The following is a 22,022-nucleotide window of genomic DNA, read 5'->3' on the forward strand; positions in this document are numbered from 1 at the left end:
ACATTCCAATTACTGGGGGTCTTTTTATGTCCAAACATCACCGAGCTTTCAAGCTCAAAATAGCTGAACTCGCTTTGTCTGAAAGCTCTTCGGCGGTAAGTAACAGATTTAATGTTACAGATAGGCAGGTCCGATATTGGACCGCTATTTATCGAATTCATGGCGCTGAAAGCTTCAGGTCTGTTCACAAACCTTATTCTCTAGCATTTAAGGCTGAAGTGTTAAAAACGATGACAGCAAACAGTTGGTCACTCGGTTATACCAGTGCTTTCTTCGATTTATCGTCCCCAGGCATTCTTTTTCAATGGCAAAAGCTTTATGCTCGTGATGGTATATCACGTCTTAAACCACAGAGAAAAGGTAAGCCATTCATGACAAATAATTCTTCTTCATCAAAACTAGTAGAGCAAATGACTGAGGAGGAGTTACGAGAAGAACTAGCATACTTACGAGCTGAGAATGATGTGCTAAAAAAGTTAGAAGCCTTGGCTCAAGCCAGAAAGAAAAAAGCAAAGACAAAACGATAGTCGTCGAAGAGTTCAAGGCAAAGCATAGCTTACGACACCTTTTAAAGGCGACAGGGCTGCCAAAGAGTGTTTACTATTATCATCGCACTACTTGTAAGCAACCCTGTGCAAGCAATGATTTACTGGTAAAAATACGTGATATTTATCACGCGCATAAAGGGCGATATGGCTATCGCAGAATTACGAGTGCCCTGAGAGCAATGGGAGTATTTGTTAATCATAAGCGCGTTCAACGGTTGATGAATGAGTTAGGACTCAAGTCAAAAGTAAGGCCTAAGCGCTATAAATCCTATAAAGGTGAAGTGGGTAAAATCGCAGAAAATACGCTTAACCGCGAGTTTACTGCGCAGAAGCCAAATCAAAAATGGGTGACGGATGTGACGGAGTTTAAAGTGGATAATGAGAAGGTATATCTATCGCCTATGATTGACCTATTCAACCAAGAGGTAATCAGTTACGAAGTCAGAAAATCCGTTGCACTCCCTTTGGTAACTGACATGCTTAAAACAGCAACTGCTAGGTTGAAGCCAAATGAAAAGCCAGTTGTACACTCAGATCAAGGGTGGCAATATCAAAACAAACAATATCAAAATCACCTTAAGGAAAAAGGATTGCAACAAAGTATGTCTAGAAAAGGAAATTGTTTAGATAATGCGGTTGCTGAGAACTTCTTCGGCATATTGAAGAGCGAGATGTACCACAACGAAACGTTTAAAGACGTGAATGATCTTATTGAAAACATTAAAGAATATATCCACTATTACAACAATGAGCGTATTAAACTGAAACTAAAAGGCCTGAGTCCGATACAGTATCGAAATCAGGCCTTGGCAGCCGCTTAGAAATGAGTCCAACTTTATGGGGTCACTTCATAATAAGCGGTTTTTTTATGTCTGTATGAAAATGTTAGGTTAAAAGCTAAAGGTTAAAGGTTAAAGGTTTAAGGTTAGAAAAGCTCACGAGCGACGGGTAGCGGGCTGCGAGAGGCGGGTTAAGATTGATTGTTGTAGCAGCGGGTTTACCCCGCGTCTGATCAAAAGTGAAGAGTAGGTTTTAGGTGCTAGGTGTTAGGTGTTAGGTGTTAGGTAGAGATTAAGCCAAGCACGGTGTTTTTTTATTGAACGTAGGCGGGGTTTTACGCCGCGCAGGTTTGATTTAAGTTCGCGGGCAACGGGCTGCGAGAAGCGGGGTAAGGTTGATTGATGTAGCAGCGGGTTTACTCCGCGTCTTTTAGTGATTCTATTTATCACAGAGGGTGCAGAGCACACAGAGAAAATGATTAAAGACATTTTTTCTTCTCTGTTTAGCGCAAAGCGCCTCGGTGTAATCTGTGGTTCAAAATGGTTTTGTAGGCGGGGCTTTATGCCGCGTATTTTACTAAACCCTGCGCGAGATAAACTCCCGCCTACAGGTATAAAAAAACCTTGCGATGTTAACCGCAAGGTTTTTAAATTTCTCGAACTTCGAACTTCGAACTTCGAACCTGAGACTTTTACAAATACTCAAATACTTTAACTACTCGCTCTACGCCAGAGATGTTGCGAGCTATATTAACGGCTTGGTTTGCTTCGGCGTCAGATACTAGCCCCATTAAGTATACTTCGGCATTTTCAGTCACTACTTTTATATTATTACTGCTGATATTTTCAGCCGCTAGAAGCTGCGCTTTTACTTTTGAGGTTAACCATGAATCGTGTGTTTGCGTGGTGATACCAATATTAGAGCCAATGCGAAGTTGGTTATGAATTTTGCGAATACCAGATAGGTTCTCAATGGTTTTAAACGCTTGGTTTTTCATTTCTTGGTTAGGCACTTGTCCTACCATTAAAACCACGCCATTTACGCTTATAACGCTGATATGGGCAAACTTATTAAGGCGTTCATCTTCGCTAATAGCAATGCTGGCTTTTATTTCAATGTTGTTGTCGTCTATTTGCGAGCCTATAGTACGTCTATCGTTAGCGGCAGTAACAGCACTGGCTGTACCGGCGACCACTGCAGCGGCACAACCTTGTAATAATACAACAGTACCTAAAACAATTAGGGAGCGTTTAAACATAATTTTCGTCCTGCGGGAAAAGGGTTAAATCCACCAACTCACTTAAACAGTGAAGGTTCACTAAATGCGATTCAATAATGCGACTCGGGCGTTTAGATGGCGTACGAATTTCTACATCGTTATGGCCAAGCAAGCCAACAAGTTCGCCGCCATCATCACCTACCATTACTATGACCTTCATATCTTTGGTAAGTGCCGCTTCTACTGCAGAAATTATGTGTTTTTCATTGCCATTAATGGCAAGTACCAACAATAAGTCACCTTGCTGGGCAAAGGCACGAACTTGGCGTGCAAAGGTATCGTGGTCATCTATTTGATTGCCTTGGCCAAGGTTAATATTTTCTTGTGAGAGAGCGATTGCGGGTAAGCAAGGGCGTTCTGTTTCGTAAAAATTAACCAGTACGCCTGCCATGTGTTGTGCCAGCATATGGCAATTTGCAGTACCGCAGCAGAGCAATTTATTCCCATTGATCAGGCTTTGTGCAATGGTAAATGCCGCTGATTCTAATGCACTTGGCAACACTTCGCCTGCGGCTATTTGAACTTGAATACTTTCTTTAAAAATTTCTTTAATTGTATCTTGCATGGGTTACCAACAATTTATCTCTAATTCTGTGTGAGCTCACACCGGCTTTATTAAAAGGTGATTATTTTAGGCGTAAGCTAATGTTTAACTGTATGCTCAGCATGAAGCTGTTGTAATCGTCTTATCTTTGTACATCAGATATTAAAATACGTTTTTCAGCCAGTTAATATGTAATGACGGTTCGCCTGTTATAGCTACATAGTCAATACGTAATGGCTGGTTTTTTAAGTTTTTAGCACCAAGGTAATGATAAATAGTGCGCTTTAACTTAGCTTGCTTTTGCGGGCTTAGCGCATAATTAGCGCCGCCTTTTATGTTATTTTTGCGAAACTTAACTTCAACAAACACTAAGGTGTCACCGTCTTTCATAATGACATCAAGCTCGCCATAGGGGCAGTAGTAATTACGCTCAATCGCTTTTAAACCTTGCGCTTCTAAATACTTTTGCGCTTGGCGCTCATAATACTGGCCTTTTTCACGACTATTTTGCCACAGCTGTTTAAACCACGACATGCTAACCCCTTAATTAATAATGGTTATGCCATCGTTTGCCGACTGCATAAATAGCGGCACAGGGCGTTGCGTTTTTAATTCCACAGGTTTTATACGGCGGTTGCTGTACTGCGCCCATTGCAGTGATCGTTCAATATCACCGGCACTATTAATGGACAATTTACCACTTAAGCCTGAAAAGTATTTATCAGGTGTAATGCTCAGCTGTCTAATATCATTCAGCATGGCGACGGCATCGTAGGCCATGGCAAATAGACGTTGGCTAATATCAGCCTGTTCAGGCCATAAATCATTATATTGCTTACGTAGATTATGCTGCGTAATTTGTGAGTCTAACATCCAAGGAAGTTCGGTAAAGTAGAGCCCATCTAAATCGCCTTTGTCAGTGGTATCTATTTGCTTACTATGACTTTTAGAGCTGGCGTAAATAGGGATCCTGTCGGCAAAGGTGCTTACGTTAACATCTAGATAAGGCTTAATTAATCGGGTCTCTATGGCGTCACCTAATATGTAAATTGCATCAATATCGCCACGTGAACGGGTTTCACTTTCTACTTCTTTATTAAAAAGTGTTTTAACCGCTTTAATACGCTCTTTTGATTTATCAACTTCGAGCAAGCTGGTTATGGTGTTGGGCATATCTTTATTGTCGTTGTAAAAGCCAACCTGTGTGGTTGTTTCACTATAGCGTTGCCATTGCAGATTAAAGTAGTCAATTAAGCGCTGACCATTGGTATTATTTGGCGCTAGCAACATAGGTTTTTGATAACCTTGCGCTAAAAAGTGCTCTAGGGTTTGTTGTACTTCGTGCTCAGGATTAAGCGCAAAAAAGTAGTGCTGCAAAGAGGTTCGTTCGCCATCAAAGGTATTTAAATGTAATGTAGGTATATCGAGTAATGTATTGGTATTAGCGAGCTTATCTATATTGGCTTTTAATAGCGGGCCAATAACAAAGTCTGGTTGTAATTGCGTAATCTGTGCACTCAACGCTTCTGTTTCGGTATTTTCATCAATAAACAGCGTTTCGCTAATCTCTTTTTTATCAAGCGCTGCCAAAATACCTGCTTTTAATGCATCCCCTAAGCGCTGATTAGCCCCCGATTGAGGTAGTAGTACAACTAAGCGTTCAATATTTAGTGGTGCTAATTCATTAGCGTAAGTATCTTGTTTTGGTAGAACATTGGTACCAGGGTGCCCAAGGTAACGACGTCGCCAATTATTAATCGCTTGGTCTAAATCAACTGAGCTGTTGGCATAAACCTGATGGTACAAAGCTAAGTTAACCCAGCCTTGTTGAATAACCGAGCCACGGTTAAATCGCTCTAATGCATACGAAGAAAGCTGCTTTAAATTACGCCAAAGTGCGTCATTAAGTTTAGGGATAGAAATATTATTTTTTGCTACCGATTCAGATGCAGCAAAAAAGTAAGGGGCAGCACGTTTTGGTAAATCTTGCGATGCAAAAATACTGGCCGTTAAAAATTGGTGCCAAGCAAAATGTTCAGGTTGCTTAAGTTGCCCTTCCAGGGTGTTTAGTACCTCAAGTGCTTGCTGATTTTTATTTTGCTCTTTTTGCGCAAAGGCAATGTATAAACGATTTTGAATTTGATCAACACTGGCGGTAAGTGCAAGTTCCGTGCATATTTTTTCCAGTAGTGGCCAGTTTTCTTCTGTAATTGCGCTATCACGAGCACTATAAAGCAGCTGGATTTTATCAGCGCCATAGCGGTTTTGCGCTAATAGGTAAATAGATTGCGCATTCAGTGCTTCATTTTTCAGCGTATTGGCACTGTTACTTAAGTTATCGCTGGTTTTAGTTGGTTTTTCGGTTGTGCTACACGCCGATAACCCTGACAATATAATTAATAGACTAACTAGTTTAAGTCGCACAATGATTTCCCATACGTTAACGCGATTTGCTTATATTACTGACTGACGCAGGAGACCTCAATGTTAAATGAGGAGAATTCACAGAAAATTGGCACTCTTTACGTTGTTGCCACCCCAATCGGCAATTATGACGACTTAAGTCAGCGTGCAATCGCGACATTATCGCAGGTTGACTTAATCGCGGCTGAAGACACTCGCCATACAGGTAAGCTACTTAGCCACTTTGGTATTAAGGCTAAAACCTTTGCGTTACATGACCATAATGAAAAGCAAAAAGCGCAGCAAATTATCGACCAGCTTAATCAAGGACTCAATATTGCACTGGTCTCTGATGCAGGCACGCCGCTTATAAGCGATCCTGGTTACGCGGTGGTTAACTTATGTCGTGAGCAGGGCGCAAGTGTAACACCCGTGCCTGGTGCATGTGCTGCTATTACAGCGGTATGTTGTTCTGGGTTACCTACTGACCGTTTTCAATTTATTGGTTTTACACCTGCTAAAAGTAAAGCGCGCCAAGACTTTTTTATCGATGCGGTTAACTCAAGTATTACCAGTATTATGTATGAAAGTACCCATCGTATTATGGCAAGCCTTGACGATTTAGAAGTGGCGCTAGGTAGTGAGCAGCAGGTGGTATTTGCCAAAGAGCTCACTAAAACCTTTGAAACTTTCTTTAATGGCACTGTAGCTGAGTTAAAGCAGTTTTTAACTGACGATCCAACTAAGCAACGCGGCGAAATAGTGCTCATGTTGCCAGGGAAAGCTAAGATAGTTGACGATATTCCACCAGAAGCTCGTAAAATGTTAGCGTTACTCGAAAACGAAATGCCAATGAAAAAAGCCTGTGGTGTAGTAGCCGACTACTTCGGCATGAAGAAAAACGCGTTGTATAAAACAATTATTGAAGAAAAACAGTAAATGTTTACTGCGTAGTGTGGTGCTCTCATGTATACTGCGCGCCGAGTTAGCCAAGATAATCGCTGCCTGTGACGAAAATGATCAGGGGGAGGAAAGTCCGGGCTCCACAGGGCAGAGTGCCAGTTAACGGCTGGGGGCGTGAGCCCACGACAAGTGCAGCAGAGAGAAGACCGCCAATCCTCGGATTGGTAAGGGTGAAAGGGTGCGGTAAGAGCGCACCGGGCCGCTAGTAATAGTCGGTTGCAAGGTAAACTCCACTCGGAGCAAGACCAAATAGGGTTCCTTATGGCGTGGCCCACGTTGGAACCGGGTAGGTTGCTTGAGCCATAGAGCGATTTATGGCCTAGACGAATGATTATCACTTTTTTCGGAAAGGACAGAACCCGGCTTACCGGCTGACTCAAACTCAAGCGTAAGCATCTGATTTATTAGGTGCTTACGCTTGAACCACTAATCTCATGGCACAAAATTTTAAAAGTGTGCCAAATAGTGTGCCAAATAAACTCAATACGTTACTTACACATAGGTAACTTAATGAGACATATCAAACTCCCCGAACACCTCATACTACGAAAAGAACGTTACTATTTTCGTTATGTTTTTCCTCGTAAATTTATCGGCTCCGATATACGTATTTCACTTAAAACCAAACACCTTCATCATGCTTTAAACTTTCTTGACTTAATCAAACCCGAACTAGATAAACTAAAAATACTTGCGAGTGATCGACACAATATAGATACTGAAACTTTAATCACTCAAGCAAAACGTATCTTAATTCATATGAAGCAAAAACTTACCCATGAGCTAAGCAAAAAAATAATAGCAAAAGAAGAACAACGTTATGCTTCAACAGCACATTCTATAAATGGCATTAAAGCGAAGCCCTTAAACAATCACTCACCTACACATTTAAGAACAGCAGCAAACATTATGCTTTCTATTGCAGATGGTGAAACAGGTGAATTATTGGTTGAAGCATTAAAAAACAATGATTACGAAGTGCTTAATATTTATGTTTTGGTTAGTAAGTACATGGCACTTAAAAATAGTGGTTTAAGTAATGCCGACATTGTAGCTAATAAACAAATCGAAAAAAGTGTCCGTCAGCTTGCACGTCAATTAGATACGTTTTTACTCGCTGGTATGTTTAATAGTTCTGAAGTTGAAACAGATGAAGACTTATTTGATGACTCAGATGAAGACGACAACTTTTACGCTGATAACATTGATGCAATAGAAACCCTAAACAAACACGATGTAGAGTTCGAGCATGGCTCATTAGAGTATTCAGCATTTAAAAGTATGTTAGAAACATCAAGAAATTTGCAGGCTAAATACTTGGCTTCTTGCTTAACTAAAAACTCAGAGCAAAAACATTTATTAGATTCAATGTTTAATAAAAGCTCACACACCATAGTTGAAAGTGAGCCAAGTGAAGAAAAACAACAAACTCAAGGCCCATTATTTTCAGAAGTTTATACCGAGTTTTTAGATTTTAAAGTAAATGCAGGTTTAAGCGATAGGCTCATAAAAGAATACGCTCGCCATTACGAAGCATGGTGTTTACTGAGTGAAGATAAACCAATCGAAAGTTATAAAGCGAGTGATATAGGTCGTTTTATTGACCGTTGTTATCAGTTACCTAAAAAGAACTGCGCACCATACAGTAAAATGAGCCTGCAAGAGTGCCTAGACTTTGATGTGCCAGATGATGACTTAGTTACACCTAAAACAGTTCAAGGCTATTACAAGTGGTTACAGGGGGTATTCGCGTATGCTAAAAGAGATACTGTTGAATATATTCAGCATTCACCATGTACTATAAAACGAGACTTTAAACAGCGTATACGTGGTGTTTTTAATAGCGAAGAACTTACTAAGTTTGAAGCCTTTGCAACACAAACAAAATATGCATGGCAAAAGTGGTCACTATTATTAGCCATGTATACAGGCGCAAGACGTACTGAAATTTACCAGTTAAGAAAACCAGATATCCGTATTGAAGATGGTATTAATTACATATTAGTAACTGATGAGCATGAATCCCAACGCCTTAAAACAAGCAATGCAAAACGTAAAATCCCTATCCATAAACGCTTAATCGAACTTGGTTTTTTAGAATATGTAGAACAAGCAGAGGAACGTATTTTATATGAAATAACTTCAGCTGAGAGTATCACTAGTTGGTTTGGTCGTTTAGTTGTGGAGCTTGAAATACCTAGCGTTAATGAGCTAGATGAACTGCGTAGCTACCACAGTTTCAGGCATACGTTCATAAGTAACATACGTAATAATCACTCGTTTGATCTTTCACTGATACAACAAGTGGTTGGTCATGAACTTTCTAAAGGTGGAATAACTGATAAGTACACACATGGTGGAGCTAATTTGAAAAGGTTAGCTGAAGTAGTGAATTCAGCTGAATATAATTAAAGCAATCATTGTTGCATTAGTTTATGATTTCTATTGATATTTTTTTAAAAATATGCTTAATCGGTCAAGTGTAATATATCTTGCACCAGTACCTTTATAAAGCTCAAAGAAATCTTCCCAATGCTTTAATAGCCTTTCTTTAACTATAGCTAAAGTTCTTGAGTCAGCACTAATTGCTATTAAACAATCAGATAATTGATAGCAGGTATCTTTTTGAGTGATAGGTATATTTTGAACTTTAGGTAAACCGACTCTAGGTATCAATAATGAGATGTCACTAATAGCCCCTGTTTTTTTCTTTATAGTGAATTTTTGTTCATCCGTTTGGTAAAGGTTTTTAAGATCTGTTGAATGTAAAAATCTTATAGCGTTATCTTGTTCGGGTGACACAGTTTTTAGCTTATATACAGGTAAATTGCCCCGAGTAAGTGAGATTTTAAGTTTTGAATAGCTTAGGCCTGAAGTAGGCAATGAAGTTACTCTCTCTGTGTGTGGTTTTATTGAAATTACAAGGCTGTGAACCCTTGCTCCTTTAAAAGTCTTTTTTTCTAAAGAAGATATGATATTCAATGAAAAGTATTGCTGTAAAGCCTTTCTGGCAAAGGTATCAGTATGAGAGTGCATTACCGACTCTGGTATAATTACAATAGCACCTTGTTTTGGTTTGAATTTTTCAATGCAACGTAATAAATAAGACATTGCAATACTACATTTAAATGTAGCACCTTTAAAATCACAACTAACAGATTTTCTATTAAAATGGCTGAAAGGAGGATTTAATAGCAACAGATCTGAATTGGGTATTTGTGATTCGAGTAGTGCTTTACTTATACTCGAATCACATAAAATATCGGCATGAAATAACTGCCAACTTTTAAATTTTTCTCTTAAGAATTCAATTGCTTCTAGATCAATATCAAACCCAATAAGTTCCACGTTTTTATAAAGTTTGTGGGCAGCTAAAAGTAGATTTCCTTTTCCGCATGTAGGGTCTAAAACAGAGCTTACATCTGAAAAGCCCGCTAACTTAATAAAACTTTCCGCAGTTTGTGTAGGGGTATAATACCTATCAAGTAAATCCACTCATCTTTCCCAAAGATTATAAATATGTATGTTTGCACGCCCCTCAGTCCTACCTTTTTTAACGGAAGGGTTATCATAAATAATCTCAGTTGTCTCACCGTGGTCTACATTAAACATGATAGCGCCTAGAGCATGAGGTTTAGTTCCAACTGGAGCTATATATAAGTAATGCTCAGGGTAGTCTTGCTTTATTTTAAGAAGCAAGTTGTAAAGTTCGAAAGGACAGCTAGCCCTTGCATGCAAGACCTTTCCATTATACCCATATTCATTCAGAAAGGTACTATTTGAAGTAACTGTATATGAAGGGTAGTTTAATTTAAAACCAGGAATTCCTATCACTGAAAAAACTTTAGGTTCGGGATCAATTGACATAATCAGTCTTTGCGGCCTACTTCCTTCAAATCCTAACAGGGCAACAGCAATGCATTTGTTCTCATCATCTGGACCATTTAAATTACTGAATCCTGGAAGTGGTAGCATCCCTTCAAAACTATTTGTTAAATCAAATGTAGTTTCAGAGGATGGATTTGGATGTGGCTTATACGAGTCTGGCTCTATATATAATGCTCGTGTCTGGATACCTCTTTCTAATAAATTTTTGATAATTGGAGCCCAAACGTTGTGTCGAAAACTTGTTATATCAATTAAGTATTTAGAATCATTTAATACATTTGCAAGTTCTCTATCATTCCTTAAGGATAATTCTTTGGGTGCGCCACCTTTTACACTCAATATTACTTGATCATGGCTTTTCGGAGTAATAATAATTGCCTGCTCTTTATGAGAGCCCTTAATTTCGTTCCATGCATCAAGGTCACCTCTATTTTCAAAAGAGTCTGACGAAATTATAGCTACTTCGCCGTCATGCAAAGATGAGAGTTCAAAGTCGCTAACTCTAGTTGTATGTACATTTGGCTTTATAATAGTATGATGCATTAAGCTTCTCCCTCATAGAATGATGAGAAAAAAGCTAACTGTTCAGGAAGTTCATCAATTAAACTTTGTTGTATCTGGTTATTTTTTTTATCACTTGTGCTTTTGGGTTGTGCGTTTATAAGTTGGGAAATTGCCTTTTTAGGTGAATCTTCAAGAACTTCCAATAGAAGCTTTGCATCAAAATTAGTACGTCTTTTCTTTCTGTGTGATATTTCAAAAAAGCCAGTAAAGATTCTATGAAGTCTGTACTCACTTTCTCTCATTTCATCAGGAGTAGTTGCTTTTGTAGATGGCTCTGCTTCAAATGCTAAGTGACCAATCCCTTCTTCTAAAAGCTTTATTATCTTTGCTTTATCTTCATTATTGCCATCTAAAACAAATGAGTTTATTTCTGGTGCTTTATGTTCAGGATTTCGAGCAAATTCAAAGAAAACTTTACCTATCGCTAAAACTAGCCTTTTTAAGGCAACTCCATTATCTGTAAGACCTTCAAGTTGAGAAAGTCTACGTTTGGCAACATCTGTGGTTGCCTTTGTTTGACTTTGAGGCGATATATAAAACTCTTTAGACTCTTTGTAATGGTTATCCTTATATTCATGCTTAATAGAGTTATCAATGAGCTCTATGAAATATCTAATATTGCCAGCAGCCAAGCTAAGTAAAGTTCTTTTACCACAGTAAAACTTTTTAATTCTTTGACCTTTGTTACCTTTGGATATCCAAAATAGACTCGCGTATCCATGGTTTTCAATTCTTGTTTCCCATTTCTTTTGATTTGAAAGCCAGTCTTTAAAGTGGTCGTTGATACTTGAAGACTGATTTTTTCTAGCCCAATAACCTAAAAAAGAAATTTCGAAAGGTGTTTTATCTTTGATGAACTCGAAAGCTTTACTATCTGGTTCTTTTAAGCTATTTAAAACTTCGGCACTTTTCTTTTCTGCACCTAATAGAACAGCCTCTTCTTCTATAGGGAGGTCTGGCAAAAACTTTTGTAAGTTGGTTGTTATATTTAAGCCTTTGCTTTTTAGTAAGCTAAGTCTTTTTTCTGCAACAGCGGTTGCAAAGAAGTCAAACCCCTCATCTACAATTTCGATCTCTAAGCAATCATCAGGAACTCTTATTGGGTCATTGTCATCAATAGTGCTTCTTGTTTTTAAACCTTTTTTTCGTACGCCAATTTTAAATGATAAAGGTCTCTCTGAGTGCTTTAGGTAGGTATTAACAATAGCTTGTTGCTCTTTACTTAAGTTCTCGTACTCATCTACGCAACAAAAAATAACTCTTTGACCTATTAAATTTTCATCAAGTAAGCTTTCAACAAAAACTCTTAATGGAGACTCAGGAATTGATGTTCTAACCTTAGATTCCTCATCGCCATTATTTACGTATACTTGTAATTCAGAAATCGCAATCTTTATTCCAGAAAGAAGAGCTCTAAGGCTTGTAATCTTTTTATTTGGAAGGGCCAAGTCTGTAGCTATTAGACTTAAAGCTTCTAAGGACAAAGTTTTACCTGTTTTATTTTGTAGCCATTCTGTAAGCAATACGAGTTCTTTGCAAACCAACAAATTAAAATAATGCCCGAAAAGTTTATCCCATTGTTCCCTAGAAAAGTGGCTACCTTGGAATGCCTTTACTCTATTTTTATTCATTCGGACCAGAACACCTAAATATTCTTGGTCTCCAAAATTAAGACCTTGTTTTTCAAGTCTTTCTAAAGTTGCATCATAACTCAATGAGTGTAAAGATGTGGTTTTTCCTGTACCTCGACCACCAATGAGGATTGCTGGTCTAATGCTTTCTAGTTTTTCAATATATGCCGGAGCTACAAATAGATCTTCAAAGTCTTGCATCCACTCAGCTCTATTTTCATTAAAAATGGTCGTGAGTATATTTTCATTTTTATTCATTATTAACTCCTTTCAATTAAAGGGATCCACCCATCATTACCTGGAGACCAGAAAATAGGTAATGTGGCGTCAGGAACTGAATGCTCAAAACTAAAAAGTAAGCCTTTTAGTGTAAATCCGTACATTTTTGAGTTTAGGTTTTGCATATACTGCTCTCGGGGAGTTAACCTAGGTGCATACTTCATTAAGAAAGCACTTATTTGGTTTTGCGTTATGTCGCCAAAATTAATATTTTGTACTTTATAATTATCAGTTATTACGTGGGCCATTAAGAGCTTTACTTGAGGTGCGACTGACTCGATGTGCTTTTTACCTATTTCAGTGGACAAAATTGTTAAATAAATGGCATTAAAGTTTGTATGACTGTTAAGCTTTTTAAATGAATCCCCATCTATTCCTCTAATCCAAGTTTTTTCAAACTGCTGTCCAGAGCCAACGAAGTCATCGAGAAATATAATGGTTTTGCCTTGCTTGGCAAATGCTAGAGCAGTGGGTTGATCGACTATTTGCGCTTCCGGAATATTAAAAAGTTGCCTAACTTTTCTACAAATGAGATGCCCAGAGTCAGTCGGATTTGGTTCTTCTCCTGTTACTGGTGTGAAAATTACATCGTCTAACATATTGCATAAACTTTTATCTTGGTCTGCGCCAATTGAGTTGTATGCTGCCTTTAACAAGGCATCAGTATGCTTATTAGAGTAATATATAAAGCGGTCTAATAATTTTGCTGCTATGTATTTGTCTACTTCATCAAAATTGTTGAGCCAACCACGAACTCTTAATTTTTCATGATCGTCCCATAAGCCACTTTTTACTAAGACTTCACACTTAGAGACTACTTCATTTATGTAAATATCAGAACGCAATTTAAAATCCTTATATTTTTAGCGCGATATTTTCAAATATACCATATTCATCTAACGTTAATACATATTAACGTTAGTTGGTAATTGAGATAGTTTGGGTGAGCTTTTCAAGCTCCTTTATTAATGAGTTATATTTTTTAATAGAGTCTTCATCCATACATTCATAAAGGTTATGAAACTTTATTAATGATATTAAAAATGATCTATAGCCTAGTGCTTTATTTATTATTTGATCATAACAGTACTTTTCTAGGAAGGATTTTTTAGGTTCAAATTTAAATTTCATTTTTTGTATGTTCTTTTTGAAAACCTTTTTCATTATTGTCACATTATCAGTGCCTTTATTTTTTTCATGCAATAATTTTTCTATAATTTTCAGTTTCTTATTAGAAACACGTATTGTTCCTAACCTTTTCTCATCTTCACTTCCGTCAATCGTATATCCTTTTATAGATATTAGCTTCTTAGCAGATAATATTTTGCTATTGTTTATTTTAAAACCTCCACTAGATAATAAGAAACAGACTTCATTGTGAAAAAAGCCGATTGAATGGTATTCAAGTTTTTAGGTGAAGAAAATAATAAGTCATCGGCATATCTAGTGTATTCAATGTTATATCTGCTACATAACATTTGGATTAAAATATCAAACTTCCTAAAAATAATATTTGATATTACTGGGGAGGTGCTAAAGCCAATAGGTAATATTTTTTTCTCTAAAAACTCTTTGTTTTTAGAGTCTCTAGGTAAGTTCACTGTTACCAAATTTATAAAGCTATCAACCAGTAACGATCTTGTCTTAGTATTTACTATTTGAGTCTTAAAGTAAGAGTCAAAGGATTCTTTAAGTAAATCTTCAGATATTGAATGAAAGAAGTTCTTAATATCTAACCGTAAAAAGTTATAGTTCTTACGGTGAGGCTCAAGGAAATTTAAATAAGAGGTTTGAGGTCTAAATGCTTTTGCTGAATTGTTTAGAGGGATATTGTTTAAGAATTTTGAAACAATACTATTATGGCTTTTACTCAGATCTGAACTTTCTTGAACTTTATAAAAGAACTTTTTCCCTGATTGAAACTCAATGACCTCATTGAAGCTTATGGGTGGTATACCTGTAGCTCTTAATAAAGAGTATTTTCCTACAACAAGTTGATCAAAAAAAGTAGGGTTGTCAATTTCACTCATAAATTATTGTTTCCGCTTTGATACAAGATCATCTTTTCACTTAGTGGACTAAAAGGCAGCCTAGTCGACAAGTATCCCGATTAACCATTAATGGGCTAGGAGTGTCTAGCACTCACTTACCTATATTAGCGTAAGTCCCTACTCTATCGAAGCGGAAACTTTCTTAAGAATAACAGATAGCTCCATAAATGTATTCTCAAATTCTGCTTGGAGGTTAGTTTGATTTTTATTAGTCATTTTTATTAAATAATTAAAACTAAAATTTATAAAGCTAGTAACCCAGCCGCCTGTTTTTGCAATTTTATGTGGGTATGTTGAGTTGAGTTCATTAGAAATAAGAGTGACTGCATTAGAAATTTTCTCAGATACATATTGATAGTTTTCATTATCACGACCCTCCAGAAGATTTGTTTTCCCATTGAATACAAGCCTAAATATAGTAATCAACTCGTCTTCGCTAAGTTGTAAAGCCTTTATCTGAACGATTAAATCTTTTATATAAGATACTCTTACTTTTCTAGACTTGGAGATACTAGAAGTTGTTAGTTTGCCTCTGAATGGAGGGAACTTAAATATACTTTTAAATACCTGTTTTATATTCATATGTGAGCCGAGCTTAGGGTATAGAGTATCTATAGTTTTATTTACGTCTCCACTTCCACCAACACATGCTGTATATAAGTATTCATTAAATAACCACTTATAGAATATTTTAATTGTTTTCTTATTAATTAGCGCACCTTCTATTGTTGTTGAAAAAAGTAGGTGTTTAATGTTCTTAAAGTCGTAATGTTGATTCTTTTAATGAATTCATTGTATTTGAAAATTTCGTAGTCAGTTTTATCTTCGTTCGAGTTTTTTTCGTTTTTGTCATGACTAATTAAGTATTTGATGTTTGCACCTTGCGTATACTTTTTGCTCCCATAGATAGAAAACTTATAAGGTTTGGCTAGTTCATATAGATCGACGGTATCATTCCTGAAAGTTAATGTTGATTTAGGAAAATCATATTTTAGTAACTTATCTGCGTCATAGATAACAAGGTAAGGTATTGCTACATTTGCAGAGCGAGGGTTAATAGAGTTGAGCATTACTTTATTAGTTTTATAAGTATCAACAAGACGCAGCCGTGGAAATAGCTCCATTAATTTTTGGTTTCCAAAAATTTCTAATTCAGTTTCACCTTCAACAAATAAGATGTAGTCACTAAAAAAAGTCTAGCTTCATTATCTGAAAAAATATTAATAAAACGCTTGTCTGGGAAATGTGTATTTAAAGTTGTCACTTTAGTTGATGCTTTCTTTTTTTAGAAAAATGCAATAGCTGGTGTTCTTCTTCTCCTTCGAACAGTCTAACTAACTGTTTGACTATATTAGGTGAGTGGGTAGAAAATATTATTTTAGGGTAGGGGGTAGCATATTTATTTTTTTGTTTTCCTTCTTCACTTTTTTTATATAAAAAGTAGATTTCATGAAGTCTATAAATTAATTCTTCATTCCTTTTTGGATGTAAACCTATTTCTGGTTCATCTATATAAACTGAAGGAGTAACAAATTCTCGCCTAGTTAGTGCTATGATTAAACTAAGAAATAGTTCTAAATATTTATGTGAGTTAGTCCCATCAGAGTGAAATTCCAAATCCATACCATCTATATTGAAATTTTGGCCTCCCAAGCCAACCTTGACATAACTTAAAACTCGCTCTTGGTAGCTATAGTCACTCCTTTCCGTTATATCATCGATTTTTTCAATATAATCTTTATATGACCCACTTTTTGCAGATATTTTATCGTTTAAGAAATTAACAACGTCTTCTTTCTTTAGAGACCTTGTGTTTAAAAACTTAACTTTACTTATCAATGACCATAATTTTCTCCAGTCATATAACTCTATTTTCCGAGTGTCGATCGAAAAGAAAGGGTATACCCTACTTATTATTTTCAATATTTCATGGTCTTTTATTGACCAGAAGATTGAATCATCTTTTCTAATTGTAAGTGTAACCTCTATATAGGGCTGCTTTTCTGTAAAGTTGCTGCTGCCAGCGAAAGGAAATACAAAACCTTTATTAAACTCACCAGTGAACAAGGTATTATAAATATGTCTTTGATAGTCACTTTTTTTACGATTGGATGTAACAACTTTTTTTAAGCGTGTTATGTCAAAACCTAAGCTAATAGAGCCTGTAGGAGTGTATTCAGAGTTTAATTTAGGTGGAATGGCTTGCTCACCGTCCATTTTTTTATAAAAGTAGTCAATTAACTTAAGGAGGTTAGATTTTCCTGAATTATTTTTTCCAATAATGCAGTTGATATCTTTGAAGTCATTAATAACAAAGTTGTCAAATGAGAGTAAGTTATTTATTTTAATAGACTTCAAGCCCATAGCTCATTCCTTGAAAGTTAATTTTTGAGATTTTAAAGACTACATCCTACTCTAATCAATGAATAAGTTCACTTAATAAGGCTCAGAGATGAACTAGTAACACTCGTAGATATTAGTCAAAAACAGCTCTGGTTTTAAGTAGTTAGTCATGTATACCGACTATACGTTTATGTATAAGAGGTATCTACTATGTCTAATTACACACCTACAGAATGCTACTTAAATAACTTAGCACCAACAGGACGAAAGGCTGTTATTTCACTGATAAAAAGTGTTAAAAACACTTTATTATTGCATGATAAGCTAGTCGCATTACCACTTCACAAGTTAAGCTTTGAGCAGTTATCTACTCTTAAACAAAGCTTAGTACTCAATAATAAGTCAGCTAGAACTATCCAACTTACTTTTCAAGTTATTAAAGCCATAGCTAAAACGGCTTTTTTAATGAATTTAATTGAGCAGCACGAACTAGAAAAGTTTAATATTCTTAAGCTTCCCCATATAGAACCAAGCCTAAAAGGTAAGTCACTTACAGCCACACAGCTAAAAAGCATATTAAAGCAGCCCTATACACCATCTTCAATTATTAGCACACGTGATATTGCATTATTGGCTTTAATGGCTGGTGCTGGATTAAGGAGATCTGAAGTTTCGGCTTTAAAGCTTAGTGACTTTTCAATGGCTGATCAGCTAGTTGTTATCCATAAGGGAAAAGGAAACCGTACTAGAACACAGTACTTACCAGTGTGGGTATTAGAGTTTTTAAGTTCATGGTTAATGGTACGTGGTAAAAACGAGGGGCCATTATTTTGTGTGGTTTTGAATGATAAAGCTATTCAAGCTCGTGGTATTTCACCTGAAACTATATATAGCGTTGTAACGGCCAGAACTAATCATGTTTTAGGGGAGAAGTTTACCCCTCATGACATGAGGCGAACTTATATTTCATCACTATTGGCTAATGGTGTGGATATTTCAACTGTGAGTAAGCTGGCAGGGCATAAAAGCATTACTACCACACAGTTATACGATAAACGTGGCGTGGACAGTTTAAAGCGCGCCGTTAATACTTTATCTGTGAATGGATGTGGTGATTATGAATAAGTTACTAATAAGCCAATTTACAAGCCATTATGGTATCAAGTTAATAGAATCAGGCTTATTTGATGATGATACGTTTGAACAATATAGCCCTAGGGAAGTACAGCAACTATCAGGCTCAAAAAGATCAAATTTACCTGTTGATCTGGATGAACTATATGCCTCATTTATTGAGATAACTACAGACTTTGACCAAAAATTACTTTCAAAAAACAGCCGTTATTTTAGCAAAAGTATTGGACTACCAACTAACGCTAGCTCCCTTATTGAGTTTATTATTGTTGGTACTCTCAAACCAACCATTTTCAGGTCTATAGAGCAATTTATTACTAAATCTGCGTATTCATATTCAGATGCATTCACTGTGTTATTGGGGCTTGGAGAGATTGAGTTGGAGGAGTGTTTAGAAGCACTTGAATCGATTGGATTATATAAAAACCGTATTTTTGACTATGAGCTACCATTACTCCCTAAATCACTTGCCCATTATTTATTTACTAGCCAACAATACAAGACTAAAGATGCATTAGGATTATTTTTAAAAAATGAAGAGCCAGCTAGTTACAAGTTAAGCTCTTTTGGCCATAGGGATACGTTACACCTAAAAAGCCTATTAAATGGTTGGCAGAGATCAAGTAATAATGGCTTAAATATATTGATATATGGGGCCGTTGGTACGGGTAAATCTGAATTAGCTAAGTCTTTATGTAGTAATGCCGGCCTAGTTTTAATGAAAGTTAAATCTAGCTCTGAAGTTGATGCACAAGTTGAAAGACAATTAGGTACTAAGTCTTCAACTAGCTACCGCATTCATAACTTATCTATGGCGCGTAGGTTAATGGGGGATCGTCGTGATGGAGTGTTACTTATAGATGAGTGTGAAGATATATTCGATGTAAACATGTTTGGTTCTAGTGAACCAAAAGAGCTTTTGCATAGCTTAATTGAAGAACCTAATGGTGCAGCCATATGGATAACGAACCATATTGAAGATATCCCTGAGAGTTGTGTGCGGCGTTTTGATTTTGTACTTGAAATGCCCCAGCTAACGAAGGAAAAGCGTTTAGAACATGCCCTAGGGTACTTTAATGAGCTAAAAGTAAGCCAAAGCTTTATTGAAAAGGTGGTTTCGAACAAACACCTAAGCTTGGCGAATATAAGTAAAGCCAGCCATGGGGCTAGTTTATGTGGTTATAAGAGTGAAGCAGCTCAAGAGTTTATAGATTCGTATGTTGAAGGGGTAATGGTTGCATCGGGTATTGATTTAAACCAAATGCATTACAAACCAGAGCTGAAGTTTGACCATACCAATATTAACTTAAAGGGTTCGTTTTCTAACCTTAATGATATAACCAACGCTCTTAATAACCATCATGGTGCAAGAACCTTACTATTTGGCCCTGCGGGTACTGGTAAAACAGCATTTGTTAACCATGTATGCCAAGAAGCTGATTTTGAGCTAATTAGTATTCAGGCTTCAGATATTTTAAGTAAATGGGTGGGGGAGAGTGAGCAAAATATAAAGAACTTATTTATACAGGCTACAGAAGAAGGTGCGGCTATATTTATTGATGAAGCCGACAGCTTATTTTCAAGCCGTGAGGGCGCCACAAACAGCTGGGAGGTTCAATCCGTAAACCAATTATTATGTAACCTTGAAATGTTTGAACTTCCTTTCTTTGCAGCTACCAACTTTAAAAAGCGTTTAGATAAAGCCCTATTACGCCGTTGTGATTTTAAACTGGAGCTGGATTACTTAACACCTGAACAAGTATCACGAATGATATTAAAGTTAACAGGCAAAAAAACTTGGCTAAAAGTGAGAGCGCTAAATTGGCTGGTTTAGATCGTATAACTCCAGGTGATTTTAGCGTAATAGCACGAAAAATGCGTTTTTTGAATAAAGCGCCAACATCAAGAGAAGTATTAGAGTTTTTGTTTGAAGAGCAGAAATTAAAAGGCGATTGTAAACGGCGCATAGGTTTTTAGTTAAGTCAGGCATTATATGTTCTAACTCATAGCTGCACTTATATAGTAAAGGAGCTTTTTTAAGTCAATTGGTTGAGAACGATGCGAATGGCTTGATAACACTGGGGCTTTTATAATCTAACATGGCTGTAACATTTTTTAATTACAATAGGAAAGGGTATCGCAAGCTTAAGTTTAAAATCTACCACTTATTAAATCAATCAGCTCTCAACATTCGCCAATATAAATTGATTGTAAAGGATACTGTCTTTAAGTAAGTTATTAATAAATTAATTATTGAAATGCGTTTCCAGATATTTATTGTTATAAATTTTAGTATGTTAACGGTAGTTTCCAGTAATGCGTTCTTAGGAGTCCACTTATGATTGGTTCAGCTCTTAAAAATACAGAAAAGCCGAGTGTATTCATGCTATTAGTTATTTTTGGAACTATATCTTTGCTCTCATTATTTAACGAAAGCTTAGGGCTTATTCAAAATCCAATTTCGCTGATGTCAGTATTTATTCCGTTAATTGTTATTCTTGTTTATATTTTTCTTTGGTGGTGGCTGGGACTTATTCGAAGATTGAATGACAAATTACCAAATAATGATTTTGCTTGTTTTGGTACTCTTATTGGGTGTTCTATTCTGACGTATTGCGTATTAATTACCTTCTTTATTATAGGTGATAATCCCGAAATATTAAATTTTAACTTGTTGATTAAGCCTAGCTTTTTTCAACTGATAACCTTATATTTATTTGGCTTATCTACATTAAAAGTAAAGCGTATTAATTTTGAGTGAAACAAGTCAATTTGCTTGGTTGATATAATTTTAAAGCTGGTTTTAAATATACTACTTTTTTGTAATCGGTCTTACAGTTGATACTCTAGACTTACCAAGCTTTCTTTCTTTTAGTATTATTGGCTTTAACTCTTCAGCCTTCCCTAATTCTGTTATTAATTGCTCAAAAAGATGATCGTGGTATTTAGATTCCTCTATATGTCCTTCTATATTTAGCTTTTTCCTTAATCTAAAATAAATATCTTTGTTTATAGATATTGTTATTCTTTTATTATTGAATTTTAATTTTCTTATTCTAGCTAGATAATTATCCCAAGTACTTTTTTCTAGTGTCCTTAAAAGTGGCTTAACTCGGTTGAAAATGTTTTTTAACCCCGTGAACTCCTTTTCTAACTCATTTTCTAATGATTTTTTAGGCTCTTTTGATGATGTTAATATTTCAATTATATTGTCTATGTTTTTGATTTTTGCTGTTGAATATTTTGATATAACCTCTTTGGTTTTTCTTATTTCAACTTTTAACTTTGGCTCAATATCCTTATTGTATAGCTCATTATGTGAAATGTACCATTCCCAAATTTTAATATTTTTCTTATTCATTCTAAATGCTACCTGTTTAATATATTCATTTCGTTCTGGAACTTTTTTATGACTTGATTAGTTTCGGAACGAATTATTTTTCATTTAGTTCTGGAACGTTTTTTTGAATTTGCTCGTTCCGAAACGAATTAACTAAACGTTAGTTCTGGAACGTTTACATGTCAAGTATATTTAAATTAATACTATTTGGGAACGTAAGGGATCTTTGCTTGGAACCTTAATAATTTAAATCTGTAAAAAGTAAGTCCACATTA

At 36.1% G+C, this 22,022-nt stretch carries 21 protein-coding genes and 1 other RNA gene; 9 read left to right on the top strand and 13 right to left on the bottom strand.

Features of this window, described 5'->3' with window-relative positions; genetic code table 11:
- Positions 1 to 26: 26 nt before the first annotated feature.
- Together AC0L7Q_RS01760 and AC0L7Q_RS01765 are read left to right on the top strand one after the other, a co-directional pair.
- Complete coding sequence (locus AC0L7Q_RS01760) at positions 27 to 527, top strand: transposase (RefSeq protein ID WP_409423191.1); 501 nt, start codon at positions 27 to 29, stop codon at positions 525 to 527.
- The gene (locus AC0L7Q_RS01765; protein ID WP_409425547.1) at positions 524 to 1,369 is read left to right on the top strand and encodes an IS3 family transposase; all 846 of its coding nucleotides are present in this window, start codon (positions 524 to 526) and stop codon (positions 1,367 to 1,369) included. The genes AC0L7Q_RS01760 and AC0L7Q_RS01765 overlap by 4 nt, the downstream gene beginning before the upstream one ends.
- Before the next feature lie 650 nt (positions 1,370 to 2,019).
- Here the strand turns inward: AC0L7Q_RS01765 and dolP are convergent.
- From dolP to AC0L7Q_RS01785, 4 genes are all read right to left on the bottom strand, one after another.
- Positions 2,020 to 2,586, bottom strand: coding sequence for a division/outer membrane stress-associated lipid-binding lipoprotein (dolP, locus tag AC0L7Q_RS01770; protein ID WP_409424601.1), 567 nt, complete (start codon positions 2,584 to 2,586; stop codon positions 2,020 to 2,022).
- Positions 2,579 to 3,172, bottom strand: a complete 594-nt coding sequence (locus AC0L7Q_RS01775) for an SIS domain-containing protein (protein WP_413401224.1) — start codon at positions 3,170 to 3,172, stop codon at positions 2,579 to 2,581. The genes dolP and AC0L7Q_RS01775 overlap by 8 nt, the downstream gene beginning before the upstream one ends.
- Before the next feature lie 141 nt (positions 3,173 to 3,313).
- Complete coding sequence (locus AC0L7Q_RS01780) at positions 3,314 to 3,685, bottom strand: YraN family protein (protein WP_008110719.1); 372 nt, start codon at positions 3,683 to 3,685, stop codon at positions 3,314 to 3,316.
- A 9-nt stretch (positions 3,686 to 3,694) separates the two neighbouring features.
- Positions 3,695 to 5,575 carry a penicillin-binding protein activator gene (locus AC0L7Q_RS01785; RefSeq protein WP_413401225.1) on the bottom strand — a complete coding sequence of 627 codons (1,881 nt, stop codon included), beginning with the start codon at positions 5,573 to 5,575 and terminating at the stop codon, positions 3,695 to 3,697.
- A gap of 60 nt (positions 5,576 to 5,635) precedes the next feature.
- On the opposite strand from AC0L7Q_RS01785, the gene rsmI reads away from it, so the two are divergent.
- From rsmI to AC0L7Q_RS01800, 3 genes are all read left to right on the top strand, one after another.
- Complete coding sequence (gene rsmI / locus AC0L7Q_RS01790) at positions 5,636 to 6,493, top strand: 16S rRNA (cytidine(1402)-2'-O)-methyltransferase (RefSeq protein ID WP_413401226.1); 858 nt, start codon at positions 5,636 to 5,638, stop codon at positions 6,491 to 6,493.
- Between the two features lie 42 nt (positions 6,494 to 6,535).
- Positions 6,536 to 6,900: RNase P RNA component class A (rnpB, locus tag AC0L7Q_RS01795), an RNA gene on the top strand.
- A 127-nt stretch (positions 6,901 to 7,027) separates the two neighbouring features.
- Positions 7,028 to 8,929: a DUF3258 domain-containing protein gene (locus tag AC0L7Q_RS01800; RefSeq protein ID WP_409424605.1), complete on the top strand. Its 1,902-nt coding sequence runs from the start codon at positions 7,028 to 7,030 to the stop codon at positions 8,927 to 8,929.
- Positions 8,930 to 8,959: 30 nt separating this feature from the next.
- Here the strand turns inward: AC0L7Q_RS01800 and AC0L7Q_RS01805 are convergent, their stop codons facing one another.
- From AC0L7Q_RS01805 to AC0L7Q_RS01840, 8 genes are all read right to left on the bottom strand, one after another.
- Positions 8,960 to 10,012: an N-6 DNA methylase gene (locus AC0L7Q_RS01805; RefSeq protein ID WP_409424606.1), complete on the bottom strand. Its 1,053-nt coding sequence runs from the start codon at positions 10,010 to 10,012 to the stop codon at positions 8,960 to 8,962.
- Positions 10,013 to 10,948, bottom strand: a complete 936-nt coding sequence (locus AC0L7Q_RS01810; RefSeq protein ID WP_409424607.1) for a hypothetical protein — start codon at positions 10,946 to 10,948, stop codon at positions 10,013 to 10,015. It abuts the gene before it with no gap.
- The gene (locus AC0L7Q_RS01815; RefSeq protein WP_409424608.1) at positions 10,948 to 12,858 is read right to left on the bottom strand and encodes an ORC-CDC6 family AAA ATPase; all 1,911 of its coding nucleotides are present in this window, start codon (positions 12,856 to 12,858) and stop codon (positions 10,948 to 10,950) included. Before AC0L7Q_RS01815 ends, AC0L7Q_RS01810 begins: the two co-directional genes overlap by 1 nt.
- Before the next feature lie 2 nt (positions 12,859 to 12,860).
- The gene (locus tag AC0L7Q_RS01820) at positions 12,861 to 13,724 is read right to left on the bottom strand and encodes a phosphoribosyltransferase-like protein (protein WP_409424609.1); all 864 of its coding nucleotides are present in this window, start codon (positions 13,722 to 13,724) and stop codon (positions 12,861 to 12,863) included.
- Between the two features lie 489 nt (positions 13,725 to 14,213).
- Positions 14,214 to 14,909, bottom strand: coding sequence for a reverse transcriptase domain-containing protein (locus tag AC0L7Q_RS01825; RefSeq protein ID WP_409424610.1), 696 nt, complete (start codon positions 14,907 to 14,909; stop codon positions 14,214 to 14,216).
- 138 nt (positions 14,910 to 15,047) lie between these two features.
- Complete coding sequence (locus AC0L7Q_RS01830; RefSeq protein WP_409424611.1) at positions 15,048 to 15,512, bottom strand: hypothetical protein; 465 nt, start codon at positions 15,510 to 15,512, stop codon at positions 15,048 to 15,050.
- Positions 15,513 to 15,652: 140 nt separating this feature from the next.
- Positions 15,653 to 16,054 (bottom strand): hypothetical protein, encoded by a 402-nt coding sequence (locus AC0L7Q_RS01835; protein ID WP_409424612.1) that lies wholly within the window; start codon positions 16,052 to 16,054, stop codon positions 15,653 to 15,655.
- Positions 16,055 to 16,190: 136 nt separating this feature from the next.
- On the bottom strand, positions 16,191 to 17,294 hold the full coding sequence (locus tag AC0L7Q_RS01840) for a retron Eco8 family effector endonuclease (RefSeq protein ID WP_409424613.1): 1,104 nt from the start codon (positions 17,292 to 17,294) through the stop codon (positions 16,191 to 16,193).
- A gap of 189 nt (positions 17,295 to 17,483) precedes the next feature.
- Here AC0L7Q_RS01840 and AC0L7Q_RS01845 point away from each other — a divergent pair, with 189 nt between their 5' ends.
- The 4 genes from AC0L7Q_RS01845 (at position 17,484) to AC0L7Q_RS01860 (ending at position 21,168) form a co-directional block, all read left to right on the top strand.
- Positions 17,484 to 18,398: a tyrosine-type recombinase/integrase gene (locus AC0L7Q_RS01845; RefSeq protein ID WP_409424614.1), complete on the top strand. Its 915-nt coding sequence runs from the start codon at positions 17,484 to 17,486 to the stop codon at positions 18,396 to 18,398.
- Positions 18,391 to 20,241, top strand: a complete 1,851-nt coding sequence (locus AC0L7Q_RS01850) for an AAA family ATPase (RefSeq protein ID WP_409424615.1) — start codon at positions 18,391 to 18,393, stop codon at positions 20,239 to 20,241. Before AC0L7Q_RS01845 ends, AC0L7Q_RS01850 begins: the two co-directional genes overlap by 8 nt.
- Positions 20,229 to 20,384 carry a hypothetical protein gene (locus AC0L7Q_RS01855; RefSeq protein WP_473697724.1) on the top strand — a complete coding sequence of 52 codons (156 nt, stop codon included), beginning with the start codon at positions 20,229 to 20,231 and terminating at the stop codon, positions 20,382 to 20,384. The genes AC0L7Q_RS01850 and AC0L7Q_RS01855 overlap by 13 nt, the downstream gene beginning before the upstream one ends.
- Positions 20,385 to 20,745: 361 nt before the next feature.
- Complete coding sequence (locus AC0L7Q_RS01860; RefSeq protein ID WP_290191824.1) at positions 20,746 to 21,168, top strand: hypothetical protein; 423 nt, start codon at positions 20,746 to 20,748, stop codon at positions 21,166 to 21,168.
- Positions 21,169 to 21,219: 51 nt separating this feature from the next.
- On the opposite strand, the gene AC0L7Q_RS01865 is transcribed toward AC0L7Q_RS01860, so the two are convergent.
- Positions 21,220 to 21,768, bottom strand: a complete 549-nt coding sequence (locus AC0L7Q_RS01865; protein WP_409424616.1) for a hypothetical protein — start codon at positions 21,766 to 21,768, stop codon at positions 21,220 to 21,222.
- Between the last annotated feature and the right edge of the window lie 254 nt (positions 21,769 to 22,022).

The organism is Pseudoalteromonas sp. KJ63-1, from assembly GCF_055808145.1.

What these genes read in the sequence shown, in the direction of transcription:
- AC0L7Q_RS01775 (WP_413401224.1), bottom strand. Translation starts at nt 3,172, where the DNA reads ATGCAAGATACAATTAAAGAAATTTTTAAAGAAAGTATTCAAGTTCAA.
- AC0L7Q_RS01825 (WP_409424610.1), bottom strand. Translation starts at nt 14,909, where the DNA reads ATGAGTGAAATTGACAACCCTACTTTTTTTGATCAACTTGTTGTAGGA.
- AC0L7Q_RS01815 (WP_409424608.1), bottom strand. Translation starts at nt 12,858, where the DNA reads ATGAATAAAAATGAAAATATACTCACGACCATTTTTAATGAAAATAGA.
- AC0L7Q_RS01845 (WP_409424614.1), top strand. Translation starts at nt 17,484, where the DNA reads ATGTCTAATTACACACCTACAGAATGCTACTTAAATAACTTAGCACCA.
- AC0L7Q_RS01835 (WP_409424612.1), bottom strand. Translation starts at nt 16,054, where the DNA reads ATGGAGCTATTTCCACGGCTGCGTCTTGTTGATACTTATAAAACTAAT.
- AC0L7Q_RS01810 (WP_409424607.1), bottom strand. Translation starts at nt 10,948, where the DNA reads ATGCATCATACTATTATAAAGCCAAATGTACATACAACTAGAGTTAGC.
- AC0L7Q_RS01860 (WP_290191824.1), top strand. Translation starts at nt 20,746, where the DNA reads ATGATTGGTTCAGCTCTTAAAAATACAGAAAAGCCGAGTGTATTCATG.
- AC0L7Q_RS01830 (WP_409424611.1), bottom strand. Translation starts at nt 15,512, where the DNA reads ATGAATATAAAACAGGTATTTAAAAGTATATTTAAGTTCCCTCCATTC.
- AC0L7Q_RS01780 (WP_008110719.1), bottom strand. Translation starts at nt 3,685, where the DNA reads ATGTCGTGGTTTAAACAGCTGTGGCAAAATAGTCGTGAAAAAGGCCAG.
- AC0L7Q_RS01840 (WP_409424613.1), bottom strand. Translation starts at nt 17,294, where the DNA reads ATGGGCTTGAAGTCTATTAAAATAAATAACTTACTCTCATTTGACAAC.
- rsmI (WP_413401226.1), top strand. Translation starts at nt 5,636, where the DNA reads ATGTTAAATGAGGAGAATTCACAGAAAATTGGCACTCTTTACGTTGTT.
- dolP (WP_409424601.1), bottom strand. Translation starts at nt 2,586, where the DNA reads ATGTTTAAACGCTCCCTAATTGTTTTAGGTACTGTTGTATTATTACAA.
- AC0L7Q_RS01800 (WP_409424605.1), top strand. Translation starts at nt 7,028, where the DNA reads ATGAGACATATCAAACTCCCCGAACACCTCATACTACGAAAAGAACGT.
- AC0L7Q_RS01865 (WP_409424616.1), bottom strand. Translation starts at nt 21,768, where the DNA reads ATGAATAAGAAAAATATTAAAATTTGGGAATGGTACATTTCACATAAT.
- AC0L7Q_RS01850 (WP_409424615.1), top strand. Translation starts at nt 18,391, where the DNA reads ATGAATAAGTTACTAATAAGCCAATTTACAAGCCATTATGGTATCAAG.
- AC0L7Q_RS01760 (WP_409423191.1), top strand. Translation starts at nt 27, where the DNA reads ATGTCCAAACATCACCGAGCTTTCAAGCTCAAAATAGCTGAACTCGCT.